The 17,856-nt window shown below is 63.6% G+C and carries 16 protein-coding genes; 5 read left to right on the top strand and 11 right to left on the bottom strand.

Annotated features, from left to right (window positions below; genetic code table 11):
- Positions 1-116: 116 nt before the first annotated feature.
- A complete protein-coding gene (locus tag LU684_RS14840; RefSeq protein WP_016487592.1) occupies positions 117-842 on the top strand; it encodes a FadR/GntR family transcriptional regulator in 726 nt (241 codons plus the stop codon).
- A 192-nt stretch (positions 843-1,034) separates the two neighbouring features.
- On the opposite strand, the gene LU684_RS14845 is transcribed toward LU684_RS14840, so the two are convergent.
- The 9 genes from LU684_RS14845 to LU684_RS14885 all read right to left on the bottom strand — a co-directional run bounded on the left by LU684_RS14845 (position 1,035) and on the right by LU684_RS14885 (position 13,091).
- Positions 1,035-2,483 carry an NAD-dependent succinate-semialdehyde dehydrogenase gene (locus LU684_RS14845; protein WP_016487593.1) on the bottom strand — a complete coding sequence of 483 codons (1,449 nt, stop codon included), beginning with the start codon at positions 2,481-2,483 and terminating at the stop codon, positions 1,035-1,037.
- 63 nt (positions 2,484-2,546) lie between these two features.
- The gene (locus LU684_RS14850; RefSeq protein ID WP_016487594.1) at positions 2,547-4,232 is read right to left on the bottom strand and encodes a thiamine pyrophosphate-binding protein; all 1,686 of its coding nucleotides are present in this window, start codon (positions 4,230-4,232) and stop codon (positions 2,547-2,549) included.
- 25 nt (positions 4,233-4,257) lie between these two features.
- Positions 4,258-5,454: an NAD(P)/FAD-dependent oxidoreductase gene (locus LU684_RS14855; RefSeq protein WP_095115469.1), complete on the bottom strand. Its 1,197-nt coding sequence runs from the start codon at positions 5,452-5,454 to the stop codon at positions 4,258-4,260.
- Between the two features lie 136 nt (positions 5,455-5,590).
- Positions 5,591-6,403 (bottom strand): NAD-dependent epimerase/dehydratase family protein, encoded by an 813-nt coding sequence (locus tag LU684_RS14860; RefSeq protein ID WP_016487596.1) that lies wholly within the window; start codon positions 6,401-6,403, stop codon positions 5,591-5,593.
- 25 nt (positions 6,404-6,428) lie between these two features.
- On the bottom strand, positions 6,429-7,631 hold the full coding sequence (locus LU684_RS14865) for a pyridoxal phosphate-dependent aminotransferase (RefSeq protein ID WP_232894772.1): 1,203 nt from the start codon (positions 7,629-7,631) through the stop codon (positions 6,429-6,431).
- A gap of 3 nt (positions 7,632-7,634) precedes the next feature.
- On the bottom strand, positions 7,635-9,299 hold the full coding sequence (locus LU684_RS14870; protein WP_016487598.1) for a hydantoinase B/oxoprolinase family protein: 1,665 nt from the start codon (positions 9,297-9,299) through the stop codon (positions 7,635-7,637).
- A 23-nt stretch (positions 9,300-9,322) separates the two neighbouring features.
- A complete protein-coding gene (locus LU684_RS14875) occupies positions 9,323-11,398 on the bottom strand; it encodes a hydantoinase/oxoprolinase family protein (RefSeq protein WP_232894773.1) in 2,076 nt (691 codons plus the stop codon).
- Positions 11,399-11,593: 195 nt separating this feature from the next.
- On the bottom strand, positions 11,594-12,349 hold the full coding sequence (locus LU684_RS14880) for an SDR family oxidoreductase (protein ID WP_016487599.1): 756 nt from the start codon (positions 12,347-12,349) through the stop codon (positions 11,594-11,596).
- Entirely contained in the window at positions 12,342-13,091 is a 750-nt protein-coding gene (locus tag LU684_RS14885; protein WP_232894775.1) for an SDR family NAD(P)-dependent oxidoreductase, read from the bottom strand. Before LU684_RS14885 ends, LU684_RS14880 begins: the two co-directional genes overlap by 8 nt.
- Before the next feature lie 84 nt (positions 13,092-13,175).
- On the opposite strand from LU684_RS14885, the gene LU684_RS14890 reads away from it, so the two are divergent.
- Positions 13,176-13,766 (top strand): TetR/AcrR family transcriptional regulator, encoded by a 591-nt coding sequence (locus LU684_RS14890; protein WP_016487601.1) that lies wholly within the window; start codon positions 13,176-13,178, stop codon positions 13,764-13,766.
- Between the two features lie 22 nt (positions 13,767-13,788).
- Here LU684_RS14890 and LU684_RS14895 read toward each other — a convergent pair whose 3' ends face one another.
- Positions 13,789-13,980: a hypothetical protein gene (locus tag LU684_RS14895; protein WP_139138779.1), complete on the bottom strand. Its 192-nt coding sequence runs from the start codon at positions 13,978-13,980 to the stop codon at positions 13,789-13,791.
- A 36-nt stretch (positions 13,981-14,016) separates the two neighbouring features.
- Here LU684_RS14895 and msuE point away from each other — a divergent pair, with 36 nt between their 5' ends.
- From msuE to sfnR, 3 genes are read left to right on the top strand one after another with little or no spacing between them, the layout of a single operon-like run.
- The gene (msuE, locus tag LU684_RS14900) at positions 14,017-14,577 is read left to right on the top strand and encodes an FMN reductase (protein ID WP_016487602.1); all 561 of its coding nucleotides are present in this window, start codon (positions 14,017-14,019) and stop codon (positions 14,575-14,577) included.
- A 9-nt stretch (positions 14,578-14,586) separates the two neighbouring features.
- Positions 14,587-15,774, top strand: coding sequence for an acyl-CoA dehydrogenase family protein (locus LU684_RS14905; RefSeq protein ID WP_016487603.1), 1,188 nt, complete (start codon positions 14,587-14,589; stop codon positions 15,772-15,774).
- A 9-nt stretch (positions 15,775-15,783) separates the two neighbouring features.
- Positions 15,784-16,884, top strand: coding sequence for a sigma54-dependent transcriptional activator SfnR (gene sfnR, locus LU684_RS14910; protein ID WP_232894776.1), 1,101 nt, complete (start codon positions 15,784-15,786; stop codon positions 16,882-16,884).
- A gap of 110 nt (positions 16,885-16,994) precedes the next feature.
- Here sfnR and LU684_RS14915 read toward each other — a convergent pair whose 3' ends face one another.
- Entirely contained in the window at positions 16,995-17,621 is a 627-nt protein-coding gene (locus LU684_RS14915) for a glutathione S-transferase family protein (protein WP_023048997.1), read from the bottom strand.
- Between the last annotated feature and the right edge of the window lie 235 nt (positions 17,622-17,856).

The following is a 17,856-nucleotide window of genomic DNA, read 5'->3' on the forward strand; positions in this document are numbered from 1 at the left end:
CCGACAACATCACCGCTGGTTGGCTACGGATCCCGCCGCAAGGGGCATGAGGGCTGCGCGCAACCTGCCGGAGAATCAACCGTGATGAGCCAATCAGTTTCAGGAGCAACCCTTCTATGAATGCGTCGTTAGGCACGCGTCGCGCCAATCTGGCGGAAATCGTGATCCAGGAGCTTTCCAGCCGGATCGACACTGGCACCTACGGCCCGGGCGACAAGCTGCCGTCCGAACAAGCGCTGTGCAAAGAGTTCAACGTCAGCCGCCCGGTCATCCGCGAAGCGGTGGCCTCGCTGCGCCTGGGCGGGCGCCTGGTTGCCCGTCAAGGTGTGGGCGTATTCGTGGTCGAGCAGGATGTGAAACGCATCGGCTTTGCCATCGACAGCGTGGTCGATGACGTACGCGCTGCGGCGCAGATCCTTGAATTGCGCCTGGGGATCGAGGCGGAATCGGTGGCCCGCGCCGCCGAGCGCCGCAGCCCGGCCAGCATGGCGGCGATCACCGAGGCGTTCGACCGCTTCAACTCGCTGGACGGTGCCACGCAGGAAGAGGAAGCCAAGGCCGACTTCGAATTCCACCTGGCGATTGCACGGGCCACCAACAACCCGCATTTCACGCAATTGCTGGAAGCGCTGGGGCCGGACATCATCCTTGACCTGAACCTCAAACATGGCCAAGTAACCGGCAAGAACCGCCAGGCACACATCAAGAAAATTGCCCGCGAGCACGGGGCAATCCTGTCAGCGATCAGCATGGGCGATGTGGCCAGCGCACGTACGGCGCTGCGCAAGCACCTGGAAGAAAGCCTGTCGCGCTACCAGCGGCTGCTCGACAGCAAGGCCTGATCGTAACCCTGTGTCGGCCTCTTCGCGGGTAAACCCGCTCCCACAGTGACCGCACGGCCTTCAAATCATGCGCCGTACCTGTGGGAAATTTCCACAGGTGCCATGCAGATCTTGAGAGCTGTGCAGTACCTGTGGGAGCGGGTTTGCCCGCAAAGAGGCCGGTACAGGCAACCTCAGAGCCTCAGGAATGCCTTAAAGCCCAAGGCACACATACTTGAGTTCCAGGTAATCCTCGATCCCGTAGCGTGACCCCTCCCTGCCCAACCCCGAGGCCTTCACCCCGCCAAACGGCGCCACTTCAGTCGCCACCACGCCGACGTTGACCCCGACCATGCCGTACTCCAGCGCTTCCGTCACCCGCCAGATGCGCCCGACATCCCGGGCATACAGGTAGCAGGCCAGGCCGAACTCGGTGTCGTTGGCCTGGGCAATCACTTCCTCCTCACTGCCGAAGCGGAAGATCGGCGCCACCGGCCCGAAAATTTCCTCGCGCGCCACGCGCATGTCCGGCGTCACATCCGCCAGCAAGGTCGGCTCGAAGAAGGCCTCGCCCATGGCGTGCCGACGCCCTCCCGCCACCACCCGCGCACCGGCCTCCACAGCTTCGCCGACCAGCCGTTCGACACCATTGGCCGCACGCCCGTCGATCATCGGGCCGACCTGTGTACCTGGTGCATCGCCCTGCCCGACGACCAGCTCACCCACGCGCTCGGCAAAGCGCGCCACGAAGCGCTCGTAGATGCCGTCCTGGATATAGAAGCGGTTGGCGCACACGCAGGTCTGCCCGCTGTTGCGGAACTTGGCGATCAGCGCGCCTTCCACCGCTTTTTCCAGGTCGGCATCGTCGAACACGATGAACGGAGCGTTGCCGCCCAGCTCCATGGTCACCTTCTTCACCGTTGCCGCCGACTGCCGCAGCAACTGGATGCCGATGGGGGTCGAGCCGGTGAACGACAACTTGCGCACCACCGGGCTGGCCGTCAGCTCGCCGCCAATGGCCGCCGAATCGCCGGTCACCACGCTAAGCACACCCACCGGGATACCGGCACGCTCGGCCAGCACGCACAGTGCCAGCGCGCTGAACGGGGTTTGCGAAGCGGGCTTGAGCACCAACGTGCAGCCCGCCGCCAAAGCCGGCGCCGCCTTGCGGGTGATCATCGCCGCCGGGAAGTTCCAAGGTGTAATCGCCGCACACACACCAATCGGTTCCTTGGTCACGATCAAGCGCCGATCAGCGTTCGGCGAAGGAATCACATCGCCATAGATGCGTTTGCCTTCCTCGGCATAGAACTCCACATAAGCGGCGGCAAAGGCAATCTCGCCACGGGATTCGGCCAGGGGCTTGCCCTGCTCGGCGGTCATGATGCGCGCCAGGTCTTCCTGATGAGCGAGGATTTCGCGGAACCAGGCCTGCAGCCGGGCGGCACGCTCCTTGGCAGTCAGCGCCCGCCACGCTGGCAAGGCGCACTCGGCAGCCGCGATGGCACGTCGGGTTTCTTCTGCCCCCATCCGCGGCACGTGGCCCAGCACTTGGCCGGTGGCCGGGTTGGTCACGGCAATGCGCTGGCCGCTGTCAGCCGCCAGCCATTTTCCATCGATATAGCAAACTTCACGCAGCAGATCACGATCGGCAAGTTTCATGTCGATTGGCTCGTTCGGATAATGAAAAAAGGTGGGGCCGGACCGCGCCCCACCCGAGGTGAATCAGCGCTTGGCTTGCAGGGCCTTGTCGCGAATCTGGCTGAGGGTCATGCGCGGGGTCAGGGCTTCGGGGTCGACCTGCACTTCGATCAGCGCCGGCTTGCCGGACACTTGGCAACGCTCGAAAGCGGCAGCGAAGTCCTCGGTACGGGTAACGGTTTCACCGTGCAGCCCATAGGCGCGCGCCAGGGCGGCAAAGTCCGGGTTGTGCAGTTCGGTGCCGGACACCCGCCCAGGATAGGTGCGCTCCTGGTGCATGCGGATGGTGCCGTACATGCCGTTGTTGACCACCACGGTGATCACCCGTGCGTCGTAGTGCGCCGCAGTGGCCAGTTCCTGGCCATTCATCAGGAAACAACCGTCACCGGCAAACGCCACCACCGTGCGCTGCGGGTAGGTCAGCTTGGCCGCCACTGCCGCCGGCACGCCGTAGCCCATCGAGCCGTTGGTAGGCCCGAGCAGCGTGCGGAATACACGGTGCTGGTAGCCACGGTGCACCCAGCCGGTGTAGTTGCCGGCACCACAGGTGAGGATGCTGTCGGCCGGCAGGGTCTTGTTCAGCCAGGCGATCACTTCGCTCATCTGCACATCACCCGGCGAGCGCGGTGTTTCGAAGTTGCCGCGGTAGCCGCTGTTCAGGCTGGCGACCCAGTCGGCGAATTCCGCCGGACGCACCGCCTGCAAGGCAGCGGCCTGGGCCAGGAAGCTGCCGGGGCCGGCATTGATGCCCAGGGTCGGCTGGTAAACGCGGCCGATCTCCTCGGCGCTGGCATGTACATGCACCAGCGCCTGCTTTGGCGTTGGAATGTCGACCAGCGCATATCCGCCCGTGGTCATCTCACCCAGGCGGGCACCCACCACAATCAACAGGTCAGACTGCTTTACCGCATCGACCAACACCGGGCCGGCAGCCAGGCCCAGGTCACCGGCATAGTGCGGGTCGGTGTTGTCGAACAGGTCCTGGCAGCGGAACGACGCCGCCAGTGGCACGTTCTGCGCCTGCACGAAGCGCTTCAGGTCGGCCACCGCCTGGTCATTCCAGCCACCGCCACCGGCAATCACCAGTGGCCGCTGGGCCTTGGCCAGCAGCGCCTGCAACTCGCCCAGTGCCTGGGGCGCCGGAGCAGCCTCGACACGCTGGGCCGGGCGCGCATCGGCGACCTGCACCAGGTCAGTGAGCATGTCTTCTGGCAGCGCGATTACCACCGGACCAGGGCGGCCACTGATGGCGCGCTGGAAAGCCTGGTTGACCAGTTCGGGAATGCGCGCGGCATCGTCGATCTGCACCACCCACTTGGCCATCTGGCCGAACATGCGCCGGTAGTCCACTTCCTGGAAGGCTTCGCGTTCGATCTGGTCACGTGCCACCTGGCCGATGAACAGCAGCATCGGCGTGGAGTCCTGGAACGCGGTGTGCACGCCCACCGAGGCGTTGGTGGCACCTGGGCCGCGGGTGACGAAGCAGATGCCTGGCTGGCCTGTCAGCTTGCCGTAGGCCTCGGCCATGTAGGCAGCACCGCCCTCCTGGCGGCAGACGATCAGGTCGATCTCATCCTGCACATCGTGTAGCGCATCGAGCACTGCCAGGTAGCTTTCACCTGGCACGCAGAACGCACGCTCGACACCATTCACCCGCAGGGCATCGACCAGTACCTGGCCGCCACTGCGCTTCACTTCGGAGTTGCTCATTGTTGTTCTCCCTCATGCGCTGCGGTCAGATGACCGAATCTTCCAGGAACGGCTTGTTGTCGATCACCCGCTGGTAACTCAGCGCGCTCAGGTCGAGCGAGCGGTAGCCGCCATAGGTGATCAATTCGGACAGCCCCCGACCAATGGCCGGTGCCTGCTGCAGCCCATGCCCGCTGAAGCCATTGCAGAACAGGAAGTTGTTCACCTCGTTATGCGGGCCAACGATGGCGTTGTGGTCCAGCACGCAGAAGTCGTAGTGCCCGGCCCAGAAGTTGACCACCTTGATGCCTTCGAACGCCGGCACCCGCTCAGCGAGGATCGGCCACACCTCTTCGTCGAACTCTTCGTGCAGCACATCGAAATCTTCGAAGTCCACTTCCGGGTCGTTTTTCGGGTAGGTACCGCCCAGGTAGAACTTGCCTTCGGGGCGGAAGAACACCCCGGTCGGGTCGATGGTCAGGGGCACGGTGCCTTCCAGCGGGGTACGGCAATCGAACACGAACAGCGAGCGGCGGCGCGGCTCGACCGGGATATCCAGGCCGGCCATGTGCGCCACCTTGGTACCGCGGGTACCGGCACAGTTGACCAGCAGGCCGCAGCCGATGCGCTCTCCGCTGGCCAGTTGCACGCCGGTAATCCGGTCGCCTTCACGCTGGACACTCACCACTTCGTTCTCGATGTACTCGATGCCCATCGAGCGCGCCTTGCGGCGGAAGCCGTTGAGCATGCCCAGGCTGTCGAACCAGCCTTCACCGCTACGCCCGTAGCTGGCACCGGCGAGGCTGTCGATGTTCACCCAAGGGAATGTGCGCTGCAGCTGCTCGGGGTCGAGCAAGTGCACGTCAGCGCCGTGGGATACCTGGGTATCGTGCAGGCGGCGCAGCACTTCGTAGCCTTTGTCATCACCCAGAAACAGGTAGCCGTTCTCGTGGAAGGCCAGGTCCGGGCGATCGCCATCTACCTCCATCACTTCGGGGAAGCTGCGCACGAACTCGGCACCGAATCTGGAAATTTCGATGTTGATCGGGTTGGAGAACTGCTGGCGGATCGAGCTGCTCGACAGCGCGGTGGCCGACTTGTTGTAGGTCCAGTCGCGCTCGATGACCAGTACCGAACCGTTGAAGTCCGGGTTGTTGGCCAGGAAGTAGGCGGTGGCGCTGCCGTTGACCGCGCCACCGACGATCACCACATCGTAATTCTGTTGTTTAGCGGTGGAAGCCATGGAATTAGCTCTCTTCTGATGTTGCGATATACAAGATTCACACTCGCCACGCGGGCTTCTTTTACCCGCACCGGCCTCTTCGCGGGTAAACCCGCTCCCACAATGGGCCGCGCTGTCCCTGTGGCAGACGAGGCGATTATTTCGGGTCTTCGAAGTGCCCGGCGCCGGCGAAGTTGCCGCCGTGGTAGCGCGCGGCCGGTTCGTTCGGATCCAGTGGCGGGTGCTCGGCCAGCACCTTGTCACGGTAGTCGTCGGCGCTGTCCTTGGGCACGTAACCGATGGACGAAGCCAGGCGGTTGTCCCACAGGCTTTCGCGGTTGGCCGACATGCCGTAGACGATCATGTGCCCGACCCGCGGCGCCAGCAGCGAGCGCTCGGTGAGCTGGGCGAAGTCGTCGAACGACAGCCAGGTAGCGAGCATCCGCCGGTCCAGTGGCTCAGGGAACGACGAGCCGATGCGCAGGTTGACCGACTCGATGGCGAACTTGTCCCAGTAATAGCGGCCCAGGTCCTCGGCGAAGCACTTGCTGACGCCATACAGGCTGTCGGGGCGGTGCGCGGCGGTTGCGTCGATGGTTTCGGTGCGGTCGTAGAAACCGATGGCGTGGTTGGAGCTGGTGTACACCACACGCTTGACGCCATTGCGCCGTGCCGCTTCGTAGATGTTGTAGGTGCCAACGATGTTACCGTTGAGGATCTTGTCGAAGGTGTCCTCCACGGGTACGCCACCCGCATGCACGATGGCGTCGACGCCTTCAGTCAGCGGCAGCACATCGTTGAAATTGGCCAGGTCGCAACGCACCAGCTGTTCATGCGGCGCAGCGTGGCCCATCTCGGCGATGTCGGTCAGGCGCAGCTCGTCGGCGAAGGCGGCCAGGTGCTTGCGCAGCACGCTGCCAAGGCGTCCGGCGGCGCCGGTGATCAGCAGTCGTTTGAAAGGCTTGCTCATGTCTTACCTCGAATGCTTGGTGGGGTCAGGACAGCGCCGCGAACGCATCGCGCAACTGCCCCAGGGCTTGTTCCAGTTCCTGCCGCGACGTGGCGAACGACAGACGAATGTAGGGCTCAAGGCCAAACGCCGAACCCGGGACGGTCGCGACCTTGCCAACGCGCAGCAGGTAGGCCGAAAGGTCGGCATCGTTACAAATGACCTGGCCATCGGGGGTGCGCTTGCCAATGAAGGCACTGACGTCAGGGAAGGCATAAAACGCGCCCTGTGGCATCTGCAATTGCAGGCCCGGGATCTGCGCCAACCCCTGTACCAGCAGCGCGCCACGCGCCTGGTACTCGCGGTTGGCTTCGCGCACGAAGTTCTGCGGCCCGTTCAGCGCCGCCACGGCCGCCAGCTGCGAAATGCTCGACGGGCAGGTGGTGGTCTGCGATTGGGTCTTGTTCATCGCCACCACCAGGTCTTTTGGCCCGGCGGCGTAGCCAAGCCGGTAGCCGGTCATGGCATAGGCCTTGGACACACCGTTGATCAGCAAGGTGCGCTCACGCAACTGCGGGCAAGCCGTGACGAAGGACACGAACGGCTGATCGCCCAGCACGATGTGCTCGTAGATCTCGTCAGAGATGATCAGCACGTTCGGGTGCCGCTCCAGCACCTTGCCCAACGCAGCAAACTCTTCTTGGGTGAAAATCGCACCGCTCGGGTTGTTCGGCGAGTTGAGCATCACCCAACGGGTGCGTGGGGTGATGGCAGCTTCCAGCTGTTCGGGCTTGAGCTTGAAGCCCTGCTGCGCGCTGCACGGGATGACCTTTGGCACGCCACCATTGAGCAGGGCCATGTCGGTATAAGACACCCAGTACGGCGCCGGGGTGATTACCTCGTCACCCGACTCGAGCGTAGCGAGGAAGGCATTGAACAACAGTTGCTTGGCACCATTGCCCACGCAGATTTCGTCCAGGCCATAGACCAGATCGTTTTCCCGGGCAAACTTGTCGACGATGGCCTGGCGCAACACTTCAAGGCCATTGGGCCCGGTGTAGTGGTTGTTGCCCGCGCGCATTGCCTGGTACGCGGCCTCGATAACGTGAGCCGGCACGTTGTAGTCTGGCTCGCCAAGGGCCAGGTTGATGACCGGTTCGCCCTGGGCCAGCATCTGCTTGGCCAGTACCGACACCGCCATGCTTGGCGAGCTTTTTACCGCACGCACGCGGCTGCTTTGCACGTCCATTTTCTAGCGCTCCTGGGCGGCGTCGAAGCCGTAGTCGTTGCGTGCCTGTTCGGCGCTGATGTAGCCCGCACGCACATCGCGTTCAACCTGTCTGGGGTCGCGCTGGCGCGGGTCACCGTAGCCACCACCACCGGGCAGGCGCAGCACCAGGCGACGCTCGGCAGGCACGAACTGCTGGCCCTTGCCGCGCAGCAGGCTGCCATCGTCCAGGCCGACAAAACCTTCGGCGCCCGCTTTGCCACCCTCCAGGCCGCGTGCCGCGTACTGGATACGGTCGAACATGGCACTGAAGCGGAAGCTGTAACCCTCGGCCGCCGACACTTCGATCTCCTGGCCCAGGCCGCCGCGCAACTGGCCGGCGCCACCAGAGCCTTCACGCAGCTCCTTGCGCCACACCACCACCGGGCCAGCATGCTCGGTGGCTTCCACCGGCATGGTGTGCACGCCGCTGGGGAACGCCGTGGCACTGAGGCCATCCATGGCCGAACGGGCACCCATGCCGCCACTGTTGAACATCAGCATCTCGGCATTCCGGCCAGTCGGGTTGCTTTCCAGCGGGCGCACGCTCAGGTGCAGGTTCCACAAGGCACTGGCGCCCTCGGCCGGCACTTTGCCGGGCAGGCACTTGTGCAGTGCGCCAAGCACCAGGTCGGGCACGAAATGGCCCAGCACATGGCGCACCGACACCGGCGCCGGGTGCTTGGCGTTGAGGATGCAGCCTTCCGGCGCAGTGACCTCGAACGGCGCCAATGATGCAGTGTTGTTCGGGATTTCCGGCGCGACGATGCATTTGAGGCCATAGCAAGCATAGGCCTTGGCGTAGCCCAGCGGCACGTTGATGCCGAACTGGCTCATGCCCGAAGTGCCGGTGAAATCGCTCTTGATGCCGTCGGAGCCAACAGTGAGGGTCACCACCAGGGTCACCGGCACGTCGTAGCCATCCAGGGTCATGCTGTTGGTGTAGGTACCGTGGGGCAACGACTTGAAGCATTCAAGGGTGGCGCGGCGGCTGTGCTCCAGGATGAAGCCACCGATGTGTTCCAGGTCGTCCAGCTTGAACTCTTCGAGCATGTCCAGCAGGCGTTTGTGACCGGTCTCGTTGCACGCCGACAGCGCATAGAAGTCGCCCACTACGCGGTCGTTCTCGCGCACGTTGTTGCGCAGGATGTTGATCAGGTCGCGGTTGACCTTGCCGCGCTCGAACAGCTTCATGATCGGGATGAAAAGCCCTTCCTCGTACACCTCGCGGGCATCGGGGCCAAAACCGCGGCCACCGATGTCCACCACGTGGGCGGTACTGGCGAAGTAGCCGATCAGCCTGCCTTTGTAGAACGACGGCGAAACGATGGTGATGTCGTGCAGGTGGCCGGTACCCTTCCACGGGTCGTTGGTCACGTACACATCGCCTTCGAAGATGTTGTCTTCGCCGATGTCGTTGATGAAGTGCACCACCGCCTCGGCCATGGTATTGACGTGGCCCGGGGTACCGGTGACTGCCTGGGCCAGCATGTTGCCGGCACGGTCGAACACCCCCGCAGACAGGTCGCCGGCTTCACGTACGCTGGTGGAAAACGCGGTGCGGATCAGGGTCAGCGCCTGCTCTTCGACCACCGAGACCAGGCGGTTCCACATCACCTGCATTTGAATGTCGATCAAAGTATCGCTCATGGTTCTGGCTTCCGAATCAGGCGTTAGCGGCGCACGACCAGCAGGCAGCCGTCTGGCTGGACCGTGGCGGTGAAGTTGGAGGTGACGAAGGTCGAAGTTTCGCGCTCGACGATGATCGCCGGGCCGTCCACACGGGCACCGACCTGCAGCTCTTCGCGTGGGTAGATGCCGGCTTCGACGAAACCGCCAGCGGCCACGTCGAACACCTGGCGCCGCGTGACTTCGTGGGCGCGGTAGGCAGCGCCCACTTCTTCGATGCGTGCCACCGGCGGCAGCGGCGAACTGGCCCGGACCGACCAGCTGACGATCTCGATGTCCGGTCCTTCGATGGGGCGGCCGAAGAAGCGGGTGTAGGCTTCTTCGAAGCGCGCCTTGAACTCTACCGTGTCGGCAGCGCTGAAGGCTTTGAAAGGCAGCGCGACGGGGATTTCCCAGCCCTGGCCGACATAGCGCATGAATGCGGTGCAGTCCATTTCCGGCTCGCCTTGCGGCATGCCCTGGCGCAGGAAGCCCAGCGACTCGGCTTTCATCTCGTCGATCAGGCCGTTGACTTGCGCGGCCTCGAACTCGGACAGGCGCACGAAGGCGCTGCGTACGGCCTCATAGCCGAACGGCGCACGCAGGAAGCCAATGGCCGAGCCCACCCCGGCACCGGCCGGGACGATGAAACGCGCCACGCCCATTTTTTCGCACAGCCGCGCAGCGTGTAGCGGGCCTCCACCACCAAAGGTGATCATGGTGTAGTCGGCGATGTCTTTGCCGCTTTCCACCGCGTGCACACGGCCGGCGTTGGCCATATTCTCGTCGACCACTTCGCACACGCCGAACGCTGCTGTGTCGGCCTGCATGCCCAGCGGCTGGCCGATCTCCCGGGCCATGGCGTTGGCGGCGTTGTCTCGGGACAGGCGTAGCGCGCCACCGGCGAAGTTGTCGGCATTCAGGCGACCAAGCAGCAGGTTGGCGTCGGTGATGGTCGGCTCCAGGCCGCCACGGCCATAGCAGGCCGGGCCAGGCTCGGACGCCGCGCTGTGCGGGCCCACGCGAATTTGGCGCATGCTGTCGATGCTGGCGATGGAACCACCACCCGCGCCGATCTCGACCATTTCCACCACCGGGATGGAAATCGGCATGCCGCTGCCCTTCTTGAAGCGGTAGGTACGTGCAACTTCGAAGGTTTTCGCGGTTTTCGGCACCTGGTCTTCGATCAGGCAGATTTTTGCCGTGGTGCCGCCCATGTCGAACGACAGCACGTTCTCCAGCTGGTAGCGGCGGGCGATGTCGGCAGCAAAGATGGCACCACCGGCCGGGCCGGACTCCACCAGGCGCACCGGAAACTCTGCTGCGCTCTGCACCGAGATGATGCCGCCGCCGGAGTGAATCATGAACACCGGGCAATCGGCGCCCTCTTGCTTGAGGGTAACCACCAGGCGGTCCAGGTAGGATTTGATCAGCGGCTTGACGTAGGCATTGGCGCACACGGTATTGAAGCGCTCGAACTCGCGCATCTGCGGCGAGACTTCACTGGAGATGGAAATCGACAGCTGCGGCAGGCGCGCCTGCAGGGCATCGCGCAGCTGGCGCTCGTGGGCGCCGTTGACGTAGCTGTGAATGAAGCCGATGGCGACGCTCTGGTAGTTGCCTTCGGCGATGCGCTCGACCAGGGCATCGATTTCGGCCTGCGCAGGGGCAATCAGCACTTGGCCTTTGACATTCAGGCGTTCACGCAGGGTGTAGCGGTGTTCGCGGTCGATCAGCGGCGGCGGCAGGACGATGTTGATGTCGTACTGCTCGAAGCGGTTCTCGGTGCGCATTTCCAAGGTGTCGCGGAAGCCTTCGGTGGTGATGAAGGCTGTGCGTGCGCCACGGCGCTCGATCAGGGCGTTGGTGGCCAGGGTGGTACCGTGGATCAACTGATCAATGTCCGACAGCGCCAGGCCTGCCTGCTCCACCACCTGGCGCACGCCAGTGAGGATGGCCCGTTCGGGCAGCTCATAGTCGGTCAGGATCTTGGTCGAATGCAGCACGCCGTTCACGTCCAGCGCGATATCGGTGAAGGTCCCGCCTATGTCCACGCCGACCCGGCATGATGTCGCAGTCATCGTCATATCCCCTGCAGTGCTTTGTAGTTGTCTCGACCGGCTGAAACGGTCTTCATGTAAGTTATATGTTGTCTTACAGGTGGTCAAGCACCTATTTTCCCAAATCTCGCCTTCCTATGCCGGCTTCTGCCGGAGCGGTTCAGCGAGGCGCCAAACCGCCGCGAAGAGGCTGGCACAGGCAACACAACTGCTAGATCAACCCGCAGTCTTGACCATCCGCCCGCCACCCACCGCCTGCGCCGTGGGGAACACTTCCAGCCGCGACACATCCACCTGCCGGGGCATCTTCAGCGCCGCCAGCAGCAGCTGTGCGATGTCTTCCGGCTGGATCGACTCGTAGCCGTCATACAGCTCGCTACCCGCTGCCTGCATGCCCATCGCTGCCTTGTACAGCTGGGTCTGCACCCTGCCCGGGGCAATTTCGGTCACCCGCACCCCGCTGCCCAGCAGATCACAGCGCAAGGCATCGCAGAACAGGCTGACGCCGGCCTTGGACGCCCCGTACACCGCCGCACCAGGGTGCGGCGCGCGGCCGGCACTGGAGCCGATGAAAAACAGATGCCCCCTGCCCCGCCCGACCATGCCCGGCAACACCTGGCGCGCCAGGTGCAGCGGCGCCTTGAGGTTGATGTCGAGCATATTGTCGATTTCGGCTTCGTCGATGTCCTGGAACGCCGCACGGGTAGACAGAATGCCCGCGTTGTTGACCAGCACATCCACCGCCTGCCCTTCCAGCGCGGCAGCCAGCGACCGGTAGTCGCGCACATCCGCCTGCAAGGTGGTCACACCTGGCTCGCCAGCAAGCTCCGCCAGCGCCTGCGGGCTGCGCCCCACGGCAATCACCTGCAGGCCGGCGTCACGCAGCGCCAGCACGATGGCCTTGCCGATACCGCTGGTAGCCCCGGTCACCAGCGCGCGCTGGTAGCCCTCGGGGAATGCGACTTCAGGCATAGATGTAACCCCCGCTGACAATCACGCTTTCACCCGTGGCATAGCTGTTGCGGCTACTGCCCATCATCACGATCCACTCGGCGATTTCTGCCGGCTCCGCCGCGCGGCCCAGCGGGTTGGCGGCGGCCAGTTCGCCAAGGAAGCCCAACTGCTTGGCGCGCTCGGTGGCAAAACCGGCCGGCGCCACCGAGTTGACCAGGATCTGGTCCTTGGCACAGGCCTGGGCGAACGACTTGGTCAGGCTTACCACCGCAGCCTTGGTCGCCGCATAGTGGGCGTTTTGCGGGTGGGCCTTGAAGGCATCCACCGAGGTGACGTTGACGATGCGCCCGGTCACCGCCGGGGCTGCCACGTACTGCTGCATGTGGCGCACCGCCGCGACCATCATGTGGTAGGTGCCCTTGATGTTCACGGCGTTTTCCAGGTCCCACTCTTCGTCGGTGATCTCGAAGATGTCCTGGCGCGGGTAGATGGCCGCGCTGTTGACCAGGCAATGCACCCGTCCCAGGCCTTCAACGATCTGTGCGAAGGCTGCGTGGGCGGTGTCCTTGCGGGCAATGTCACCGACTGCGATTGCCACCTCCACACCCTGCCCGCGCAGCTCTTCTGCAGCTTGTACCAACAATTGCTCGTTGCGGTCGATCAGGCCGATTTTGCCAGCGCCACGCTTGACCATCAGCCGGGCTGTTTCCAGGCCCAGACCCGAGGCACCACCTACGATCACCACCGTTTGATTATCCACAAAACACCTCCGCGATTGAGTCTTTACGTAAGATGCCTGTTGTCTTACATTTGGTCAAACATCAATTCGCCGACAGGTGCTGCCATGCCCGCTTCCAGCCTCTCGCCCGTACCTACCCCACACGCCCGGGACCGCTTGCTGGATGCGGCCACCGCGCTGTTTGCCAGCCATGGCTACCAGGCCATCGGCCTGCGTGACCTGGCCAGTCACCTGGGCCTGCGCGCCGGCTCGCTGTATCACCATATCGATACCAAACAGGGCCTGCTGTTCGAGCTGATCGAGTCGAGCCTGACCGACCTGCTGTATGAAACCCGACAATGCCTCAAAGGCGCCCGAGCCACCAGTGAACGCTTGCCCTGTTTTGTACAGGCCTTTGTGACCTACAGCCAAGCCAACCCGGACAAGCTGGTGTTGCTGACGCGGGAGGCCATGAATCTGAACGAGGAGCAACTGTTGCAAGTTGAACAGTTGAAAGCTGAATACAGCGGGCTACTCAGCGACATCGTCGCCGCCGAGTGCGGCCTGACGACTCCGCGCGCGCGGTCGATTGCCCATGCAGTGCTGGGCTTGCTGTGCGGGCAGGCGCAATGGGGGACTGTAATGACCGCCAAGGAGCAACTGGTGACCTTCGTGCAGGGCATCGTCGGTACCGGCAAAACAGCCGTACATCGATAAAATAGAATAACAATATAAATTCTTATTCTTTTTTTAATGAAAAATAATCCTCTATAACTCTCGCCACTGCACAGCCGCCAACACTTGGCCAACTGTTGGCAGCGCAACACCCGATCAACACGAAACGCCCGTCCGGCAACAGCAGCTCGCCTTTGAAAAGTTGCTGACTTGTTGATTTATAGGGATTTTTTAATTCGGCACGACGATTGCTCAAGCAAAGTCCCGCTCAACCAGAACCGGAGACCTGCCCATGAGCACCCCACTGAACGTCGTAGCCCTGTCCGGCGGTACTTCCCGCCCTTCGCGCACCCTGGCCCTGACCGAGGCAATCCTGGCCGAGCTGGCCGAACACCTGCACATCAAGCCGCACCTGATCGAACTGGGCGACATCGCCCGTCCGCTGGGCAGTGCCCTGTGGCGCAGCGAACTGCCCGAAACCGTCGAACAGCAGCTGCGCCTGGTGGAAAAGGCCGACCTGCTGGTGGTGACCACACCCGTGTACCGTGGCAGTTTCACCGGCCACTTCAAGCACCTGTTCGACCTGATCGGCCAGGACGCCCTGGTCGACACCCCGGTACTGCTCGCTGCCACCGGTGGCAGCGAACGCCATGCACTGGTGCTCGACCACCAGCTGCGCCCGCTGTTCAGCTTCCTGCAGGCCCTGACCCTGCCCATCGGCGTGTTCGCCAGCCAGGCGGAACTGGCCGACTATCGGGTGTCCAGCGATGCCCTCGCCGCCCGCATCCGCCTGGCCGCCGAGCGTGCCGTGCCGCTGTTCGGCGCCCACCACGCATTGCGTAAAAGCGCCTGAGGAGCGGCCATGAATGCACCTGTAAATGCCCCCCTGCGCCCGGCGTTGGCAATCGCCCGAGAACTGGCCGGGCAGTTTGCCCAGACCGCCGTCGAGCGCGACGAGCGCGGCGGCACGCCAAAAGCCGAGCGCGATGCGCTGCGTGGCAGCGGCCTGCTGTCGCTGGCGATCCCGCAGGCCTTCGGCGGCCAGGGCGCCAACTGGCACGACACCTTCGCGGTGGTGCGCGAATTCGCCCGGGTCGACAGCTCCATCGCCCATGTATTCGGCTTTCACCACCTGATGCTGGCCACCGTTCGCCTGTTCTCACGCCCGGACCAGTGGCAGCCGTGGTTTGAACAGACCGCCCGCAAACAGTGGTTCTGGGGTAATGCCCTGAACCCGCTGGACACGCGCACGGTGGTCAAGCACTTCGACGGCTGGTGCGAGTTCTCTGGCAAGAAAAGCTTCTGCTCCGGCGCCAGCGACTCAGAAATGCTCATCGCCTCGGCGGTGGACGAACGTGCCGGCGGCAAACTGCTGATCGCCGCCATTCCCAGCGGCCGCACCGGCATCAGCCTGCACCGCGACTGGAACAACATCGGCCAGCGCCAGACCGACAGTGGCAGCGCCACATTCGAACGTGTGCGGGTCGAGCACAATGAACTGCTGCTCGACCCAGGCCCCCTGAGCACGCCGTTTGCCGCCCTGCGGCCGCTGATTGCCCAGTTGCACTTCGCCAACCTGTTCCTCGGCATTGCCGAGGGCGCCTTCGACGAAGCCCGTCAGTACACGCTCAAGGAAAGCCGGCCGTGGTTCCGCTCCAGCGCCGCCAGCAGTGCCGAAGACCCTTACGTGCTGCGTCATTACGGCGAGTTCTGGGTCGGCCTGGAAAGCGTGCGCCTGCTGATCGAACGGGCCGCGCGCCAACTGGACGCCGCCTGGGCCAAGGAACATGCCCTCACCGCCGAGGAGCGCGGCGACCTGGCGCTGGCCATCGGCACCGCCAAGGTCGCCGCCAGCCGCCACGGCCTGGACATCTGCAACCGCCTGTTCGAAGTCACCGGTGCCCGTGCCACCCATGCCTCGCTGCGCTTCGACCGGCACTGGCGCAACCTGCGCACACAAACCCTGCACGACCCGGTGGACTATCGCATCCACGAACTCGGCGAGTGGGCCCTCAACGACAAACGTCCTGCCCCATCCTTCTACTCCTGAGGACTGCCCATGCAACTGCTGACCCTCCCCCCGTCACCGACACTGGCCACCTCGATCAGGGCGACCGCACAGGTCTTCGAAGACCCCAGATCGCAGGCGCTGCTCGCTCACTTGCAACAGGTCGCCCCCAGCGAGGCCAGCGTCCTGATCATTGGCGAAACCGGCACGGGCAAGGAGCTGGTCGCGCGCCACATCCACAACCTCAGCGGCCGGCGCAACGGGCCGTTCGTTGCGGTCAACTGCGGCGCATTCTCCGAATCGCTGGTGGAAGCCGAACTGTTCGGCCATGAAAAAGGCGCCTTCACCGGCGCCCTGTCGGCCAAGGCCGGCTGGTTCGAGGAGGCCAACGGCGGCACCCTGTTCCTCGACGAGATCGGCGACTTGCCGCTGCCGATCCAGGTCAAGCTGCTGCGCGTGCTGCAGGAGCGCGAGGTGGTACGGCTTGGGTCGCGCAAGAGCATCCCGATCAACGTGCGGGTACTGGCTGCGACCAACGTGCAGCTGGAAAAGGCCATCAACGCCGGGCATTTCCGTGAGGACCTGTACTACCGGCTGAACGTGGTGACCTTGCAGTTGCACCCGTTGCGCGACCGCCCGGGTGACATCCTGCCGCTGGCCCGGCACTTCATCCGCACTTACAGCGACCGGCTTGGCTACGGACCGGTGGAACTGAGCCCCAAGGCCCAGGCCAAGCTGGTGGAATACAGTTGGCCGGGCAATATCCGCGAGCTGGAAAACGTGATTCACCACAGCTTGCTGACCTGTGGCGACGGTACGATACAGGCACAGGACCTGCGTTTGTCCAACCTGCGCATCGAGCGGCAAGAAGAGGAGCCGGCAGGCAATGGTGTGGAGGACCTGCTACAGCGGGCGTTCAGCCGGCTGTACGAGGAGCAGTCGGGCGACCTGTACGAGAAAGTGGAAAACGCCCTGCTGCGCTCGGCCTATCGGTTCTGCCATTACAATCAGGTGCATACCGCGCAATTGCTGGGGTTATCGCGCAACATCACCCGCACGCGACTGATTGCGATTGGCGAGCTGGTGGTGAACAAGCGGCGCGGGCAGGAACAGCAGGCGCTGGATAACCGGGTGGTGCGGTTGTCGATCTGAGTTTTGTAATGCCTGAGCCGGCCCTTTCGCGGCTAAAGCCGCTCCCACAGGGACAGCGCAAGCTTGAAGCTTATGCAGTACCTGTGGGAGCGGGCGTGCCCGCGAATGGGTCAGGATGCCGTGCGCGGCATCAGTTCATACGGGTGCTTCCAGCCTGGCAGCGCCTGGATCCGCGCCTTCCACGCCTCGATATGGGTGAACTCCGCCAATGGAATACCGGTGTCTTCCGGCATGAATACATACCCCGCCAACGACAGGTCGGCGATGGTCAGCCGGCCGCCAACCATGAACGGCGTCTTCGCCAGGTGCGCGTCGACAATGCGGTAAGCCGCCGTGGCACGCTCACGCAGGAACCGGGTCACGTCCGTTTCGCCGGTATTCTTCAGGCAGAACAGAAAGCGCAGCGCGGCGTAATAGCTGGTGAACTTGTGGTTGTCGAACAGCATCCAGCGCCAGATCTCGCGCTTTTCGTCATCGTCACGGGGCCCGAACTGGCCGGTCTGTTCGGCGAGGTAGTCCAGAATCAGCGCAGACTGGGTGAAACGCTTGCCAGCGTGCTCCATCACCGGCACCTCGCCCTGCTCGTTCACCTCATCGCGCCAGGTTTGCTCACGGGTCTGGCCATGGAAGAAGTCGACGAACACCGGCTGCCAGTCCTGGCCCGTGAGTTCGAGCATCAGCGCAGCCTTGTAGGCGTTGCCGGATTCGGCGAAGCAATGCAGCTTGTAGTCGGGCATGGTGGGACCTTCAGTTTCCTTTGAATGATCGTATCGAGTCATTCACGGGTTCACCCGCGAAGAAGCCGTAGCGCCGAGCAAATCACGCTCGGCCCGGCGCGGTCAATCCGTCCGCAGGCAATCCTGCAGCCATAACATCCCGTTCCCCGTCCCTCCCGTCATAGTCCCCGCCCAACCGCCAATGCCATAGTGGACAAAAAAACACGGATAAAAACCATGTACAGAAACACCTCTA

It is taken from the genome of Pseudomonas sp. NMI542_15 (assembly GCF_021283425.1).
GTDB lineage: Bacteria > Pseudomonadota > Gammaproteobacteria > Pseudomonadales > Pseudomonadaceae > Aquipseudomonas > Aquipseudomonas fortuita.